Annotated in this window: 11 protein-coding genes; 2 read left to right on the top strand and 9 right to left on the bottom strand. The window is 68.5% G+C overall.

From position 1 onward, the window contains the following. Positions 1 to 31: 31 nt before the first annotated feature. Positions 32 to 2,866: a bifunctional diguanylate cyclase/phosphodiesterase gene (locus C9F13_RS06805; protein ID WP_108445491.1), complete on the top strand. Its 2,835-nt coding sequence runs from the start codon at positions 32 to 34 to the stop codon at positions 2,864 to 2,866. A 54-nt stretch (positions 2,867 to 2,920) separates the two neighbouring features. Next, on the top strand, positions 2,921 to 3,733 hold the full coding sequence (locus tag C9F13_RS06800; RefSeq protein ID WP_108445489.1) for a PEP-CTERM/exosortase system-associated acyltransferase: 813 nt from the start codon (positions 2,921 to 2,923) through the stop codon (positions 3,731 to 3,733). On the opposite strand, the gene C9F13_RS06795 is transcribed toward C9F13_RS06800, so the two are convergent. The 9 genes from C9F13_RS06795 to C9F13_RS06755 all read right to left on the bottom strand — a co-directional run bounded on the left by C9F13_RS06795 (position 3,721) and on the right by C9F13_RS06755 (position 14,928). Continuing rightward, positions 3,721 to 4,776, bottom strand: coding sequence for a DUF3541 domain-containing protein (locus C9F13_RS06795; protein WP_245888721.1), 1,056 nt, complete (start codon positions 4,774 to 4,776; stop codon positions 3,721 to 3,723). The genes C9F13_RS06800 and C9F13_RS06795 overlap by 13 nt on opposite strands. 92 nt (positions 4,777 to 4,868) lie before the next feature. Then, complete coding sequence (locus tag C9F13_RS06790; RefSeq protein WP_108445487.1) at positions 4,869 to 5,636, bottom strand: trimeric intracellular cation channel family protein; 768 nt, start codon at positions 5,634 to 5,636, stop codon at positions 4,869 to 4,871. A gap of 70 nt (positions 5,637 to 5,706) precedes the next feature. Further along, positions 5,707 to 6,870 carry a cell division protein ZapE gene (gene zapE / locus C9F13_RS06785; protein ID WP_245888720.1) on the bottom strand — a complete coding sequence of 388 codons (1,164 nt, stop codon included), beginning with the start codon at positions 6,868 to 6,870 and terminating at the stop codon, positions 5,707 to 5,709. Positions 6,871 to 6,973: 103 nt separating this feature from the next. Continuing rightward, positions 6,974 to 8,362 carry an N-succinylarginine dihydrolase gene (astB, locus tag C9F13_RS06780; protein ID WP_245888719.1) on the bottom strand — a complete coding sequence of 463 codons (1,389 nt, stop codon included), beginning with the start codon at positions 8,360 to 8,362 and terminating at the stop codon, positions 6,974 to 6,976. Further along, positions 8,359 to 9,828 (bottom strand): succinylglutamate-semialdehyde dehydrogenase, encoded by a 1,470-nt coding sequence (astD, locus tag C9F13_RS06775; protein ID WP_108445485.1) that lies wholly within the window; start codon positions 9,826 to 9,828, stop codon positions 8,359 to 8,361. The genes astB and astD overlap by 4 nt, the downstream gene beginning before the upstream one ends. Further along, on the bottom strand, positions 9,828 to 10,874 hold the full coding sequence (gene astA, locus C9F13_RS06770; protein WP_108445483.1) for an arginine N-succinyltransferase: 1,047 nt from the start codon (positions 10,872 to 10,874) through the stop codon (positions 9,828 to 9,830). Before astA ends, astD begins: the two co-directional genes overlap by 1 nt. Beyond that, the gene (locus C9F13_RS06765; RefSeq protein WP_108445482.1) at positions 10,874 to 11,947 is read right to left on the bottom strand and encodes an arginine N-succinyltransferase; all 1,074 of its coding nucleotides are present in this window, start codon (positions 11,945 to 11,947) and stop codon (positions 10,874 to 10,876) included. Before C9F13_RS06765 ends, astA begins: the two co-directional genes overlap by 1 nt. Positions 11,948 to 11,997: 50 nt before the next feature. Continuing rightward, positions 11,998 to 13,212: an aspartate aminotransferase family protein gene (locus tag C9F13_RS06760; RefSeq protein ID WP_108445481.1), complete on the bottom strand. Its 1,215-nt coding sequence runs from the start codon at positions 13,210 to 13,212 to the stop codon at positions 11,998 to 12,000. Between the two features lie 189 nt (positions 13,213 to 13,401). Continuing rightward, positions 13,402 to 14,928: a Na+/H+ antiporter NhaC family protein gene (locus C9F13_RS06755; protein ID WP_108445480.1), complete on the bottom strand. Its 1,527-nt coding sequence runs from the start codon at positions 14,926 to 14,928 to the stop codon at positions 13,402 to 13,404. Positions 14,929 to 15,193 lie beyond the last annotated feature (265 nt).

Raw genomic sequence — 15,193 nt, 5'->3', positions numbered from 1 at the left:
GCTCCATGTCACTGACCTGGTATCCAAAGAGATGACCGTTCCTCCGTCTCTCCAAACCCGTCATCGACTCAGCCTGACGTGGCGCGTCATCGCCCTGAGCAGCCTGCTGCTGGTCGGTCTCGTGGTGCTGTTCACCTGGCTGGGTCATGAGAACCTGACCCGTCAGTTCCAGGAGAGCCGCCACGAGCATCACGAACGCCAGCAGCGCGAGATCCGCCTCGCCCTTCAGCGCTCGGCAGAGAACCTTCGCCAGCTGGCGAGCCTGGCCGCGGCCTCCCCGCGCCTGGGCCCTCCGCTCGAGGCTGGAGATGCGGAGCGGGTCGAGAAGGCGCTGGCCTCCCAGTGGCCGACGCTGCAGCTCGAGGCCGGCGTCGACGAGATACGAATCGCGGATACCCAGGGACGGCTCCTGGGACACTGGGGCGCCGGCCTGTCAAATGGCAGCCTGCCAATCCAGGCCTGGGCGCAGCGAGTCATGAGCACCGAGATGCCCATCACGCGGCTGCGCTGCACGACGAACTGTCAGCAGGTGGCCGCCGTCCCGGTGCTGGTAGATGGCGAAAGCGTCGGCCTGGTCGTGCTCTCCCGCTCGCTGGCCGATGTGACCCGCCAGGCCCGAGAGGTCTCCAACGCCGAGGTGGCCCTCCTGGTCACGGGACCATTGGAAAACCAGGGCATGCTCGAGGAGCGCAAGCTGGCGCCCTGGGACGGCTACCTGCTGGCGCTGACGCGACAGGAAGAAAGCCTCCCCCTCCTGCAAAGGGCTTCACATCTCAGCCCGATCGGGGCCTTGCTGCAGCGGCCGGTGCAGCTGCAGGACCGTGGACAGCATCTCGAACTCAGCGCGGTTCGCATGGATGAGGATGCCGGTGGTCGAGGCAACGGCTATTTCCTGCTGATCTCTGATATCTCGTCCCAGATACGGGCCATCAACGAGGACACCCGTACCCTGATGGGTGTCGGCCTGACCGGCTGGCTGGCCGCCGAGCTGATGTTGCTGCTGATCCTGCTGCGCCCCATGGCACGCCTGCGCCGGATCGCCGGTCTGCTGCCGACGCTCGCCAGCGGGGGATTCGAGGATGTCAGGGCAGCTATTCCCGCGACCCGCCATCGCCTGCCCGACGAGATCGACGTGCTGGAGGGCACCACCCTGGCACTCTCACGGCAGCTCGAGATGCTGGAAGAGGAGGTTCAGGAGCGCGGAGACCAACTGGCAGAACGTGTCGACGAGCTGGCCAAGGAGCGTGACTTCGTCAACAGCCTGCTGGATACCGCCCGCGTCTTCATCATCGCCCAGGACAGCCGGGGTCGGATCAGCCTCGTCAACGACTATACCCGCTCGATGCTGGACCTGGACGATCCCTCCCTGCTGGGGCGCCACTTCGTCGACGTATTCGAGGCCGGACGCCCCTCGCCGGTGAGCACCTTCGACATCCCTCAGCAGGAAGAGCGGACGCTGCATACCCCGGACCAGCGCCTGCACACCATCGCCTGGTACCACGCCCCACTGCCCTCGGGCGGCGACGACGGCAAGTCACGGATCTCGGTGGGGCTCGATATCACCGAGCGCAAGGCCGCGGAGGCACGCCTGACCTGGCTGGCCGAACGCGACCCCCTGACCGAACTCTATAACCGACGCTACTTCCAGGACGCCCTGCAGCAGGCGCTATCGCGCGAGTCGCGAGGTGCGGTGCTCCTGCTGGATCTCGATCAGTTCAAGGAGGTCAACGAGCTGAGCGGTCACCATGTCGGCGACCGCCTGCTGCGCGAGGTAGCCGAGACCCTCTTGCTGAACCTGGGGCATCGCGGGGTCATCGCCCGTCTGGGCGGCGACGAGTTCTCGCTGCTGCTGGAGCATGCCGAGGCGGACCAGGCGATACAGGTTGCCCAGCACATCGACCAGCTGCTCGACACGCTGGGGTTCACTGCCGCAGGACGACGCCACCGGGTCACCGCCAGCGTAGGCATTGCCCTTTTCCCCTCTCACGGCAAGACCCCGGCCGACATGATGGCCAGCGCCGACGTGGCCATGTACAAGGCCAAGGAGAGCGGCATCCAGCAGTGGCACCTGCTCTCGCGATCCGAGAACGCCAAGGACGAGCTGCAGGAACGCGTCTACTGGGTAGAGCGCGTGCGCAGCGCCCTGGCGGAGGACGACTTCGAGCTGATGGTGCAGCCGATCATGCGGCTGGAAGATCGCGACGTGAAGCACTACGAGGTGCTGCTGCGCATGCGCGATGCCGATGGCAGCCTGGTCTCTCCCGCCGCCTTCATCCCGGTAGCGGAGCGCAGCGGCCAGATCGTGCAGATCGATCGCTGGGTGCTGCGCCACAGCCTGCGTCTCCTCAGCCAGATCCAGGAGCGTGGCATCTGCCTGGCGGTCAACCTCTCCGGCCAGTCCCTGCATGACGAGTGCCTGAAGCAGTATCTGGCCGACGAACTGGCCGCCAGCGGAGCCGATCCCCACCACCTCATCCTCGAGGTCACCGAGACCGCCGCCGTGACCGACTTCTCCACGGCACGTGGCGTACTGCAGGCACTGCGCGACCTCGGATGCCGAACCGCCCTGGACGACTTCGGTGTAGGGTTCAGCAGCTTCCACTATCTGGGGCAGTTGCCGGTGGATTACATCAAGATCGACGGCTCCTTCATTCGCAGCCTGTTGATCAGCCCGGAGAGCCGAGTGATCGTCCAGGCCATTGCCGATATCGCCGCCGGGTTCGGCAAGCAGGCGATCGCCGAATTCGTCGATCAGGAAGCCCTGCTGCCGATACTGAAGTCCTATGGCATCACTTATGGTCAGGGCTTCCACCTCGGCAAACCCATTCTACTGGCTGAAGCATTCGGTGAAGCCGGACATGCCTAGTTCCGATCACTTAATGCAAAGGCCCTCTCGCTTTGCCATCGAAAGGAATATCGAATGAAGCCTTTCCTAGCATCTTCCAAGGACAGCAAAGAGTTCTCGTCACTGCTTGAACAATTCATGAATGAATTCATTTTCAAGCTGGCAATAAGCGCGCAGGAAAAGGAAAGGATCTACCGCCTAAGGTATGACATCTACTGCGAAGAACTTGGGTATGAAGAGCCCAGAGACCCATCGAAGAAGCTCGAGTGGGACATTCATGACCAAAACTCCATCCACTGCTTCATAGAACACCGCAGAACCGGACTGATCGCAGGTTGTGTTAGGCTCGTGATACCCAACCCCTCCAGCCCACCCCCACTGAATCAGCTTCCGCTTCAGTCCTATGGCTATCAAAGCCTGACACACCCGACGCTTCACCCGGATCATCTTCCACCTGAGAGTTACTACGAAATTTCACGACTGGCCGTCAACCGGATCTTCCGCTCCAAGATCCAAGACAATGATGTGCCGGGCGTATCAGGCAACCCTGCGGTATTTACGCCCCAAGAGAAACAGATATTCCCTCTACTGGTTAGTGGGCTTTTCCTGGCAGGTTACGCCTTGGGCAGAATGACAGGTAAAATTCAGGTATTTGCCATGATGGAGCCTAGGCTTCCTCGACTGCTTGCCATGTCAGGCTTCCACTTCACCAAGGTGGGAGAAACAATAGACTTTCATGGCCGGCGAAGTGCTTATTACATCGATAGCCAGCAAGCAGAAAAGGGCATGCACGCAGCATTGATGCCGCTGTACCTGCATATCCGCCATGAGCTGTCTCCTCAGCTGAAAGATCTGTCGATGACGGAAGCCAGCGTTTACTGCTCCTGACGCACCGCAAGCACCGGCCCCGGGTAGAGGCGGTCCGGCCAGTCCAGCAGCATGATGGCCAGCACGTTGCGGTGCTCACCGCTGGCCAGGTCGGTGCCGCCCTGCTCTGACGGTACCATCCGCACCTGCGGATCATAGGCGTCCAGAAGGGCGTCACGCAGGCGTCTCACGGCCGGATGCTCCTCCTCCCCGGCCAGCAGGAAGCTGATTCCCACCTCCGCATAGATGTCCTCCTTGGTGTCGAGGAGGATGCGATCCAGCCCGGCGGCGAACTCGTCCAGCACCCAGCCGAACTCCTCGGCGTCCACGGGCTGCTGGTAGTAGTCGCTGGCGGCGATCACGAAGTGCGTCATGCCGTAGATCTTGTTGCGGTATTCGGCCGTCGAGAGCCTCGCATCTCGCGCCGGTGGATACTGGTGGCGGAAGGCCGAGACAACCTCCTCGCGCAGATCGGCGATGCCCAGATCCTCGAGGTAATACACCAGGTTGGCGACCTGGGCGGCATAGACCGCCATCACCTGGGGATCGAGCAGGAAGGCGCGGAAATCGACGCTCGCCAGGTAGTCCAGCGCCCGCTGATGACCGGGAAGCGCGACGTCGTCGAGAAGCCCATGATACTTCGCCTGGGTCAGCTTGAAGGCGAGCCCCTTCGCATAGGCGATCTCTCCCCACTCGGCGAGCATGCGCCGGCGGCGACGCTGCTTCTCGCTGCCGACCGGGTAGGCGGCTACCGCCTCGCGGGCACGACGGGCCGCATGGTCGGGGTCGGCCAGGCCATCGATCTCCGCACGTAGGGCACTCACCAGGCGCCGCCCGTAGGCGCGGTTGAGGGGCAAATAGCGCGCCTCGCCGGTCATGCGATAGAGCCGCTGGGCATAGTGGCGCTGCTTGCCCGGCGGCAGGTCAGGCAGGGCCTGCTCGTAGCGCGCCTGGATCGACCGCGCCACCGCCTCGTCGTCGAGTGCCGTGTCGCGCGCCGGCAGCGCGCAGCCGCCCAGCGCCAGCACCACCACCAGCAGCCAGCTGGTGAGCCTTACGCGCAAGGAGCCTGCCTGCGGCCCGGGGCGACTCTCAGGTCGGGCGCTCGGCTGCGCTGCAGACGGCGCTTTCGATGACATGCCGGGCGACCACAGGTTCATCGCGACTTGCCTCCCCGCCGGGCCCGGCCGGGCGTGATCATCCTCACTCGCGCCTTGGCGCGCCGCTGCGGCGGTGGTGCGGTCGGCGGCGGAGCCTCGTCGTCCTGGCCGCCCGGCGCCTGGACCTCGGGCGCCTGGGACGGCTGCACCGTCACCCAGGCGAACACCGGCAGGGAGAGTTGCCAGTAGATGGCCGAGAGCCGCAGCCCCAAGGTGACACCGAGTCCGGTGGCAATGGAGATGCCGAGCGGCGCGGAGAGGGCCTCCAGCCCGACGAAGGCCACGCCGCCGGCGATGGAGGCGGTGGCATAGATCTCGCGGCGCAGCACCATGGGCACCCGGCGCGCCAGCACGTCGCGGGTCATGCCGCCGGCCACGCCGCTGAGCAGGCCCATGAGCACCGCCACCACGCCGGGCGCCTCGAGCGTCAGGGCCTTGTGGGCACCGATCACCGTGAATAGCGCCAGGCCGAAGGCATCGGCCACCGGCAGGAAGCCCCGTGAGAGGCGGTGGATATAGTGGAAGCCGAGCACCGAAAGGCCCACGGTGGCGAGGATCACCCAGAGGTAGGTCGGGTCGGTGACCCAGAACACCGGCCGCACCCCCAGCACCAGGTCGCGCAGGGTACCGCCACCGATCGCGGTCACCGCCGCCAGCACCAGCATGCCGAAGGGGTCCATCCGCGTGCGGCAGGCCAGCACCACTCCCGAGAGGGCGAAGACGATCACCCCCGCCATGTCCAGCCAGTAGACCAGCCCCGTCACGTCGTCTCTCCCTTGGGTACACGCCGGCAGCATAGCGCATCCGCGGCGCCGGATGACCTCATCGCAAGCCTCACGACAGGTCGCGCCCGAAGCGCTCGAGCTGCATCTCGCGCAGGCGACTGAGCACGCGCCGGAAGGGGAAGGCGAGATAGCCGTGGGGATAGAGCGCCTCCATCGCCACCTCTGCCTCCAGGTAGAGCGGGATGCGCCGGTCGTAGCACTCGTCGACCAGGGCGATGAAGCGCCGCACGCCGTCGTCGTGGCGGGAGAGTTCGGGGAAGTCGCGATCACCGGCCGCGACCCGCGCCGCGCCGTCCTCGGTGCCCCGGGCGATGGTGTCCGCCGGCGCGTGACGGTTTAGCCGGGGCACCTCGCCGAGCAGCACGTGATCGAAGCGGTCGCCGAGGGCGATGAAGTCCAGGGCCGCCAGCGGCGCCTCGCACAGGTCGCCATAGCGACACCAGAGCACCCGCTCGCTGCGGCTGACCACGGCGATCTCGCGGTGTCCCAGCTCGATGGAGTCATGGCACACGGGCTGCCCCCCGCGCAGCCGCTCGAAGACCGCGGGCAGGACGCTCGGCTGCCCCGGGCGTGAGACCCAGTAGCGGGGATGGGCCCGGCCGGGATGCAGGCGATGGTCCTGTCCGCCGTCGAGGGCGACCACCCGGCTGTGCCGTTCGATGGCGGCGATGGCCGGGAGGAAGCGCTCGCGGTTGAAGCCCTCGGCGTAGAGCTGGTGCGGCGCCTGGTTCGAGGTGCAGACCAGGGTGAGCCCGTGGTCGAACATCGCGCCGAACAGGCCGCCGAGGATCATCGCGTCGGCGATGTCGCTGACGAACAGCTCGTCGAGGCACAGCACCCGGACCTCGCCGGCCAGCTCCCGGGCCAGCGCCGTCAGCGGGTCGGCGGTGCCGGAGAGCTGGAACAGGCGGTGATGCACCCAGCGCATGAAGTGATGGAAGTGCTGGCGCCGCGAGGGCACGCCGAGGTGGCGCTGGAAGAGATCCATCAGCCAGGTCTTGCCGCGCCCGACCGGCCCCCAGAGATAGACCCCGGGCACGCCCTCCGGCCTCTCGTGCACAGCGTGGAAGCAGGCCTCGAGTTGCGCCACCGCCTCGCGCTGGGCGGCGTCGTCAACGATACCGCCCCGCGCGATCGCCTGCCGGTAGGCCGCCTGCGGCGACCTCGCCTCGCCGTCGGCCATGGCGTCACTGGTCATGCCGTCGCTGGTCATCCCGCCCCCTGCGGATCCGCCTCCCTAGTATGAATGAGGATCCTACAGGAGAGGGCCCGCCCCGTCCCGGGGCGGGCCCGCTCTGCGGCTGCCCGCGACGGCCTCAGCCGCGCTGGAAGGGATAGACGGCACCCAGCGAGAGCAGCCGCGTCAGCTCGTCCAGGGCGGTGAGGGTCTCGGCGGCGAGCTGCGGGTCGGCCAGGTCCTCCGGGGCCAGGCGGTCCCGATAGTGGCGCTCGACCCAGGCGGTGAGATCGCCGTGCAGGCCGTCGTCCAGCAGCACCCGGCCGGAGAGCGCGGCCCGCTCGGCGGCCGAGAGCACCACCCGCAGGCGCAGGCAGGCCGGTCCGCCGCCGTTGCGCATGCTCTGCTTGACGTCCTTGACCACCACCTCGGCGATGGGGTTGTGGCCGGCCAGCAGGTGATCCTGGATGGCGCGCCACACGCTCTCGCGCTCCTGGCACTCGCCAGGCACCACCAGGGTCATGGTGCCGTCGGGGTTGGTGAGCAGCTGCGAGTTGAACAGATACGAGGCCACGGCGTCCTCGAGGCTCACCGCCGCCTCCGGCACCCGCACCGGGATTAGCGGCGTGGCCATCTTCGCGCGCAGCGCCTCCAGGGTGCCCTCCTCGTCGAGGAAGGCCCGCTCGTGATAGAGCAGCACCGGGCCGTTGCCCACCGCGATCACGTCGTTGTGGAAGACCCCGGCATCGATCGCCTCGGGATGCTGCTGGGCGAACACCACCTGGGATTCCGACAGGCCGTGCTGGCGGGCGATGGCTTGGCTCGCCTCCAGGGTCTGGCGCGCCGGGTAGCGACGCGGCGCCACGCCCTCCCCGGTGCCCCAGCCGAAGGCCGCCCGACCGTAGACGAACAGGTGCACGCCGGGCTCGCCGTACTCGCCGCACAGCCGGGTGTGGTTGGCCGCGCCCTCGTCGGAGAAGGCCGGCGTTCCCGGCAGGGTCGGATGGTGGGCGAAGTGGCGCGCGTCGCGGAAGAGCGAGGCCAGCACCCGGCCGGTGGTGTCCGGCTCCAGGTAGCGGTGAAAGCTCGACTGCAGGTTGGCCGGCGTGAAGTGCACCCGGCCGTCCGGGGCGTCGGCCGAGGGCGTCACGGTCGCCGCGTTGGCGGTCCACATGCTCGAGGCCGAGCAGACCGCGCGCAGCAGCTGCGGCGCCTCGCCGGCCGCCCGGGCCAGCACCTGGGCATCGCTGCCCTGGAAGCCCAGGCGGCGCAGTGCCCCCAGGTCGGGGCGCTGCTGCGGCGGCAGCACGCCCTGGGCATAGCCGGCGTCCATCAGCGACTTCATCTTGCCCAGGCCCTGCAGGGCGGCCTCCTTGGGATTGGCCACCAGCCCCTGGTGGGTCATGGAGGCCAGGTTGCCCAGGGCCAGGCCGGAGTAGTTGTGGGTCGGGCCGACCAGGCCGTCGAAGTTGACCTCGCGCACGTCCGCGACCGGCTGCTCGCCGAGGTCGTTCATCCCGTCGCTCATAGTGTCACCCCCGGCGGCAGCGTCTCGGGCAGGACCAGCGCCTCGCTCTCCATGGAGGCCACCGGATAGGCGCAGTAGTCGGCCGCATAGTAGGCGCTGGGGCGATGGTTGCCGCTCGCGCCCACGCCGCCGAAGGGCGCGTCGCCGGAGGCGCCAGTGGTCTGGCGGTTCCAGTTGACGATGCCGGCGCGGATGCGCAGCAGGAAGTCGTCCCAGTCGCCGCGCTCGCCGCCGATCAGCCCCGCCGAGAGGCCGTAGCGGGTGTCGTTGGCCAGGCGCAGGGCCTCGTCCCAGTCGCGATAGCGATAGACCTTGAGCAGCGGGCCGAAGTGCTCCTCGTCGGGCACCTCGAGGCCGGTGACGTCGATCAGCGCGGGGCTGAGCAGGCTGGTGCCGGCCTCCAGGCGCTCCATGCGCGAGAGCACCGTGCCGCCGCGCGCCTCCAGGTCCTCCTGGGCCGCGAGCAGGCCGTCGGCCGCCGCCACGTTGGCAAGGCCCGCATAGAAGGGCGCCGGCTCGCTGAACTGGCCGGCCACCCGAAGCCGCGAGATGGCGTCACTGAGGGCGTCGAGCAGGTGATCGCCCACCTGGCCCTCGGGCACGATCAGCCGCCGGGCACAGGTGCAGCGCTGGCCGCCGGAGAGGAAGGCCGACTGCAGGATGGTCAGCACCGCGGCCTCCTGGTCGGGCACGTCCTTGACCACCAGCGGGTTGTTGCCGCCGAGCTCCAGGGCCAGGATCTTGTCGAACTGGTCGGCGAACTGGCGATGCAGGATGCCGCCCACCCGGGCACTGCCGGTGAACAGCAGGCCGTCGATGCCGGGGTGCGCCGAGAGCGCCTGGCCCGTGGCGGCCGCGCCCTGGACGAGGTTGATCACCCCGTCGGGCAGCCCCGCCTCCTGCCAGCACTGCAGGGTGAGGTCGGCGGTCAGCGGGGTCTGCTCGCTGGGCTTGAAGACCACGCTGTTGCCGGCCAGCAGCGCCGGGACCATGTGGCCGTTGGGCAGGTGGCCGGGGAAGTTGTAGGGGCCGAACACCGCCATCACGCCGTGGGGGCGGTGGCGCAGCACGGCGGTGGCGTCGCCCACGTCGCGGCTGCGCTCGCCGGTGCGCTCCTGATAGGCGCGCAGGGAGATCGCCACCTTGCCGATCATCGCGCCGATCTCGGTGCGCGCCTCCCAGAGGGGCTTGCCGGTCTCGTGGGCGATGGTCGCGGCGAGGTCCTCGCGATGCGTCTCGAGCACCTCGCGGAAGCGCTCGACCAGCGCCTGGCGCTCGGCAAAGGGGGTGCGGGCCCAGGCCGGGAAGGCCTCGCGGGCGGCCGCCACGGCGGCGTCCACCTGGGCCTCGTCGGCCGCCTGGCCCTCCCAGAGACGCTCGTCGGAGACCGGATCGCGCTTGGCGAACGCCTCGCCGCGTCCCGCCTGCCAGGTGCCGCCGATCAGCAGCTGTTCTGTTGCCTTCATCACGCCTCCTCCTCGGTATCCAGTATGCGCAGGGTGTCGCCGGAGGCGACCTCCAGCCGGCGCGCCTCGGCCTCGTCGAGGGTCACCACGCCCTGCTCGTCCGGGCCGCGGCCCAGCCAGGCGGCCCGGAAGCCGGCCATGGCGGTGGTGGCCGCCAGCCAGCGCGGGCGCGACGTCGTCTCGAGGGTGCCGGCCTTCACCTCCACCCGGCAGCGCCGCGACAGCCGCACGCCGCGCACGTCGTCGATGTAGGCCTCGACGGTGGGGCCGCCGTCGAAGATGTCGATGTAGCCCTCCCAGCGCAGTCCCTGCTTCTTGAGCATGGCCAGCGCCGGACGGGTGTGTTCGTGGACCTGGCCGATGCAGGCGCGCGCCTCCTCGGAGAGGAACGGGGTGTAGATCGGGAACTTGGGCATCAGCTCGCCGATGAAGCTCTTCTGGCCGAGCCCGGTGAGCTTGTCCGCCTCGTTGAACTCCAGCGGGAAGAAGTTGCTGCCCAGGCACTCCCAGAAGGGGCTGCGGCCGCGCTCGTCGAAGACGCCACGCATCTCGGCCAGCACCTTCTCGGGGAAGCGGTCACGGAACTCGGCCATGAAGAGCCAGCGCATCATCGACAGCATCGCCCCGTTGCGCTGGTGGCGATGCTCGCCGCCGCGGTACTCGGGGCGCAGGAACAGCGAGGCCACCTCGGCGTCGCCGGTGTGGTCGGAGCTCAGGAAGAGGGTGTCGATGGTGCGGTGCAGGTCGAGCTGCACCGAGGAGTGCGCCAGGGTGCCCAGGCGGTAGTGGTAGAACGGCGTCTCGCGTCCCACCTGGCCCTCGATGGCGCAGCAGCCGGCCAGCTTGCCGGTCTCCTCGTCCTCCAGCACGAAGAAGTAGAGCCGCTGGTCCACCGGGGTGCGCTCCTCGAAGGCGCTCACCGTCGAGGCGATCCGCGCGGCCAGGAACTCGCGGTTGTCGGGCAGCGAGGTGAAGCCCACGCCGGTCTCCCGGGCCAGGGCCTGGAGTTCGTCGATGTCGGTCTCGACGATCGGTCTCATGCGCATTACAGCTCTCCCTCGTCGTAGCCCGGTTCGTCGGCGTCCGCGCCCGGCAGCGCCAGGGGGGCGGCCAGCACGGCGCGCCCCTCCTCCACGCCCAGGAGTTCGGCGTGCTCGGGCGAGAGCATCAGCTGGCCGGTGGGCGACAGCGCATAGCGCGCCACCACGCAGCGGAAGTCCGCCAGCCGCTGGTTGGCGATCATCGCCGGCTCGGCGTCGGGCAGGGCGTGGGCCGGGCGGATGCGCACCGGATGCCAGGCGGCGCGGCGGAAGCTCGCCAGGCGCTCGCGCTCGCCCTTGATCACCGGGCCGGCATCGAAGATGTCCACGTGGCGGCTGCGCAAAAAGCCCTCGGCCAGCATCTCGTTCATCGCCGACTCATGGTCGGGATGCTCGCGGCCGATGGCGGCGCGGGCCTGGGGCGTGAGCAGCGCCAGGTAGAGCGGGAACTGCGGCATCACCTCGGCGACGAAGCTCTTCGAGCGGACCCCGGCGAAGTAGTTGATCTCCTGGTAGTCGCGCACGAAGAAGTGGCGACCCACGCTGTTCCAGAACGGCGACTCGCCCTCCCCGTCCAGGTAGCCCGGGAAGGCCATGGCGAGCAGGTCGGCGAAGCGCTCGGGGTACTGGCTGATGAACATCAGCCGCGCCCGGCGCAGCAGGCTCTCGGCGCTGGTGCCCTTGTAGCGGGCATCCAGCGACAGCGCGCAGAGCAGGGTCGCCTCGGAGACCTCGTGGGAGAGCGCCAGGGTCGGCACCTCGCGCCGCACGTCGAGCTGCTGGGAGGCGTGGATCAGCGTCTCCTGGCGATAGGTGTAGTAGGCCTCGCGGGCGCCGGCCTGGGCGCGGATGGTGGCGGTGCCGGCCACCTCGCCGCGCTCCAGGTCCTCGAGCACGAAGATGTAGTGCTCGTCGCCGGGGGCCTCGATGTCGCCGGCGAAGGCGCGCTGGGAGCGCGCGATGCGCTCCTCGAGGCGGTCACGATGGGCCGGCAGGTTGGTCAGCCGCGGCGTGGCGCTGCCGGCCAGCCGCTCCATGGACGGCAGGTCCGCCGGGCGAACGGGACGAATGACCAGCATGGCAGGATCTCCGATGGGGGATGGATCGTCGCGCATGGCGGAGCGTTGCCTCACTGCGCCGCCACCAGCCGCGCCACCGCCCGCTCGAGGCGTGCCATGCCCTCGGCGATGTCCTCCTCGGGAATCACCAGCGACGGCGCCATGCGCAGCACGTTGGGCCCTGCGATCAGCGCCATGACGCCCTCCTCGATGGCCAGCGGCAGGATCTCCTTGGCACGCCCCTCGTACTCGTCGGACATCTGGGCGCCCATCAGCATGCCCATGCCGCGGATCTCCTTGAACACGCCGTACTTGCGGTTGATCGCCTCGAGGTGCTCGCGGAAGAGGTCATGACGGTGCTTGACGCCCTCGAGCACCTCGGGGGTGTCGATGTACTCGACGGCGGCCAGCGCCACGGCGGAGGCCAGGGCGTTGCCGCCGTAGGTGGAGCCGTGGGTGCCGATGGCCATGGCCGGGGCGATGGCGTCGGTGGTCAGCATGGCGCCCACCGGGAAGCCGCCGCCCAGCGACTTGGCGCTGGTCAGGATGTCCGGGGTCACGCCGTACTCCATGTAGGCGTAGAGCGAGCCGCTGCGGCCGACGCCGGTCTGCACCTCGTCGAAGATCAGCAGCGCCTGGTGCTCGTCGCACAGCGCGCGCAGCCCCTCGAGGAAGGCCTGGGTGGCCGGCACGATGCCGCCCTCGCCCTGCATCGGCTCGACCATCACCGCGCAGGTGTCGTCGCCCATCAGCTCGCGCACCGCCTCGAGGTCATTGAACTCGGCGTGCAGGATGCCGCCGGGGATCGGCCCGAAGCCCTGGGAATACTTGGGCTGGCCGCCGACGCTGACGGTGAAGAAGGTGCGGCCGTGGAACGACTGGCGGAAGGAGATGATCTTGTCCTTGTGCTCGCCGTGCTCGTTGTAGGCCCAGCGACGCGCCAGCTTGAGCGCCGCCTCGTTGGCCTCGCCGCCGGAGGAGCAGAGGAACACCTTGTCGGCGAAGGTGCGCTCGACGAGCGCCTGGGCGAGCTTCAGGGCCGGCTCGTTGGTGTAGACGTTGGCCAGGTGCCAGAGCTTGTGGGCCTGCTCGGTGAGGGCGTCGACCAGCACCGGGTGGCAGTGGCCCAGGGCGTTGACGGCGATGCCGCCGGCGAAGTCGATGTACTCCTTGCCCTCCTGGTCCCACAGGCGACTCCCCTCGCCGCGCACCGGGATCGCCTTCTGGGGGGCGTAGTTGGGCACCATGTACTGGTCGAAGTCGGCGCGGGTCGGGGTCTGGCTCATGTCGCTCTCCATGGTCGGAATGAGGGATTCTTGGAATACCTCGAGTATAGGGAGCGCCGCGACGGGGGGCTTTCAGCAATGGGACGGGGAGTTGTGTAAAAGGCAGCCGGGGCCGACACGGCCCCGGCGGGGGGAATGGCGCACGTTCGCGCGCCGGGGCGGGCCCTGTCGCCCGCCCCGACGGCGGTCTCAGTGGCCCTGGGCGAGCGCCGCCTGGCGCTGCTGGCGCCGGGAGAGCACGGCGAAGGTGGCGAGCATGAGCGCCACGCTCGCCAGCACCGTCAGGCCGCTCTCGGTGATGCCGGCGACGACGAACGAGACCAGCGCGATGGCCGCGTTGGTCAGCGAGTAGGGCAGCTGGGTGCGCACGTGGTCGATGTGATCGCAGCCGGCGCCGGTGGAGGCGAGGATCGTCGAGTCGGAGATCGGCGAGCAGTGGTCGCCGAAGATGCCGCCGGAGAGCACGGCGCCGATGCTGACCACCATCGGCGCATCGAGGCCGAGGGCCATGGGGATCGCCAGCGGCAGCATGATCGCGAAGGTGCCCCAGGAGCTGCCCGTGGCGAAGGACATCACCGCCGCGGAGAGGAAGATGATCGCCGGGACGATGAAGGCCGGCACGCTGCCCTCCATCAGCTCGACGATGTAGCGGGCCGTGCCCATCTCGCCGAGAAGGGAGCCCAGCGCCCAGGCCAGCACCAGGATCAGCACCACGTTGACCATCTTCTGCATGCCGGCGATGTAGGTGTCGAAGATCTCGCCGAGGCGCTTCACCTTGAAGCGGATCATCAGGCCGATCAGCACCACCGCGGCGAACAGGTAGCCGGTGCTCAGGGCGACCCGGAAGTCGCTGCCGGGCACGGACTCGAACGGGAAGCCGTAGGAGACCAGCAGGCCGAACAGGGTGACGAAGAGCACCAGCAGCGGCAGCCAGATCAGCATCGGGTGGCTCTCACCCGCCCCGGCATCCGCCTGCGGCTCGAGCTTGCGCAGCGGCTTGGACTCGGGCCAGCTGAGCGCCCCGGTGTCGCGCACGCGGCGATCGGCGCGGCGCATCGCGCCGAAGTCGATGCCCGCCAGGGCGACCACCGGCACCGCCAGCACGGTCAGGATGGCGTAGAACTGGAAGGGGATCGCCTGGACGAAGGTGGTGAACTCGGAGGCGTCGATGCCGAGCCGCTGGAACTCCTCACGGATCAGGCCCATGACGTAGACCCCCCAGCCGATGAAGGGAATCATGATCGCCACCGGCGAGGCGGTGGAGTCGAGGACCCAGGCCAGCTTCTCCCGCGACACCTTGACCTTGTCGAAGAGCTTCTCGAAGACGGGCCCCACGATCAGCGGCGTGCCCATGTCCGAGAAGAAGATGATCAGCCCGCCGAGCCAGGCCGAGACCTGGGTCTTCACCCGGGTATCGATCAGGTGCATGGTGCGCCGGGCCAGCGCCGCACCGCCGCCGGAGTGCTCGACCAGCGACACGAAGCCGCCGATGAAGAGCAGCAGCACGATCACGGCGGCGTTGTAGCTGTCGGTGAGCTGGGGGGAGAGGTAGTCACGGATCGTGCCGGTCGTCGCCGCGATGGGATTGCCGCCGGAGAGGATCATCAGCCCGGTGAAGATGCCGACGAACAGCGAGATGATGACGTTTCTGAACAGTACCGCGAGCACGATGGCCAGCAGGGGCGGAATGAGCGAGACGAAGCCCATGTGTTCCATCTGGAGAATCCTTTTTTTACTTGGTGTCGGTGATACCCGAAGGCGGGAGGAAGCGCCGGTACAGGGACGCAGGGTGACAGCGCGGCACGTCGATGAATCGTCTCGACGCGCTCGCCCCGTGACATGTGGCGGTGACGCGAGGGGCGAGGAGGGTTCAGCCGTCGTCGTGGCTCTCGCCGCGCCCTGCCATGACGTGCTGCACGGCTGAAGCGGCGGCGATTTTAGCAAATTCGACTACGCCGACAACGCCTTATCGCGACCGCCT

Origin of the sequence: Halomonas denitrificans, assembly GCF_003056305.1 — a bacterium.
GTDB classification, from domain to species: Bacteria; Pseudomonadota; Gammaproteobacteria; order Pseudomonadales; family Halomonadaceae; genus Halomonas; species Halomonas denitrificans.
This window is presented reverse-complemented; position numbering and strand designations above follow the sequence as displayed.

Excerpts from the sequence above, each read along its gene's own strand:
- C9F13_RS06805 (WP_108445491.1), top strand. The coding sequence starts at position 32 with ATGACCGTTCCTCCGTCTCTCCAAACCCGTCATCGACTCAGCCTGACG.
- C9F13_RS06760 (WP_108445481.1), bottom strand. The coding sequence starts at position 13,212 with ATGAGCCAGACCCCGACCCGCGCCGACTTCGACCAGTACATGGTGCCC.
- astB (WP_245888719.1), bottom strand. The coding sequence starts at position 8,362 with ATGAGCGACGGGATGAACGACCTCGGCGAGCAGCCGGTCGCGGACGTG.
- C9F13_RS06800 (WP_108445489.1), top strand. The coding sequence starts at position 2,921 with ATGAAGCCTTTCCTAGCATCTTCCAAGGACAGCAAAGAGTTCTCGTCA.
- zapE (WP_245888720.1), bottom strand. The coding sequence starts at position 6,870 with ATGACCAGCGACGGCATGACCAGTGACGCCATGGCCGACGGCGAGGCG.
- astD (WP_108445485.1), bottom strand. The coding sequence starts at position 9,828 with ATGAAGGCAACAGAACAGCTGCTGATCGGCGGCACCTGGCAGGCGGGA.
- C9F13_RS06765 (WP_108445482.1), bottom strand. The coding sequence starts at position 11,947 with ATGCTGGTCATTCGTCCCGTTCGCCCGGCGGACCTGCCGTCCATGGAG.
- C9F13_RS06755 (WP_108445480.1), bottom strand. The coding sequence starts at position 14,928 with ATGGAACACATGGGCTTCGTCTCGCTCATTCCGCCCCTGCTGGCCATC.
- astA (WP_108445483.1), bottom strand. The coding sequence starts at position 10,874 with ATGCGCATGAGACCGATCGTCGAGACCGACATCGACGAACTCCAGGCC.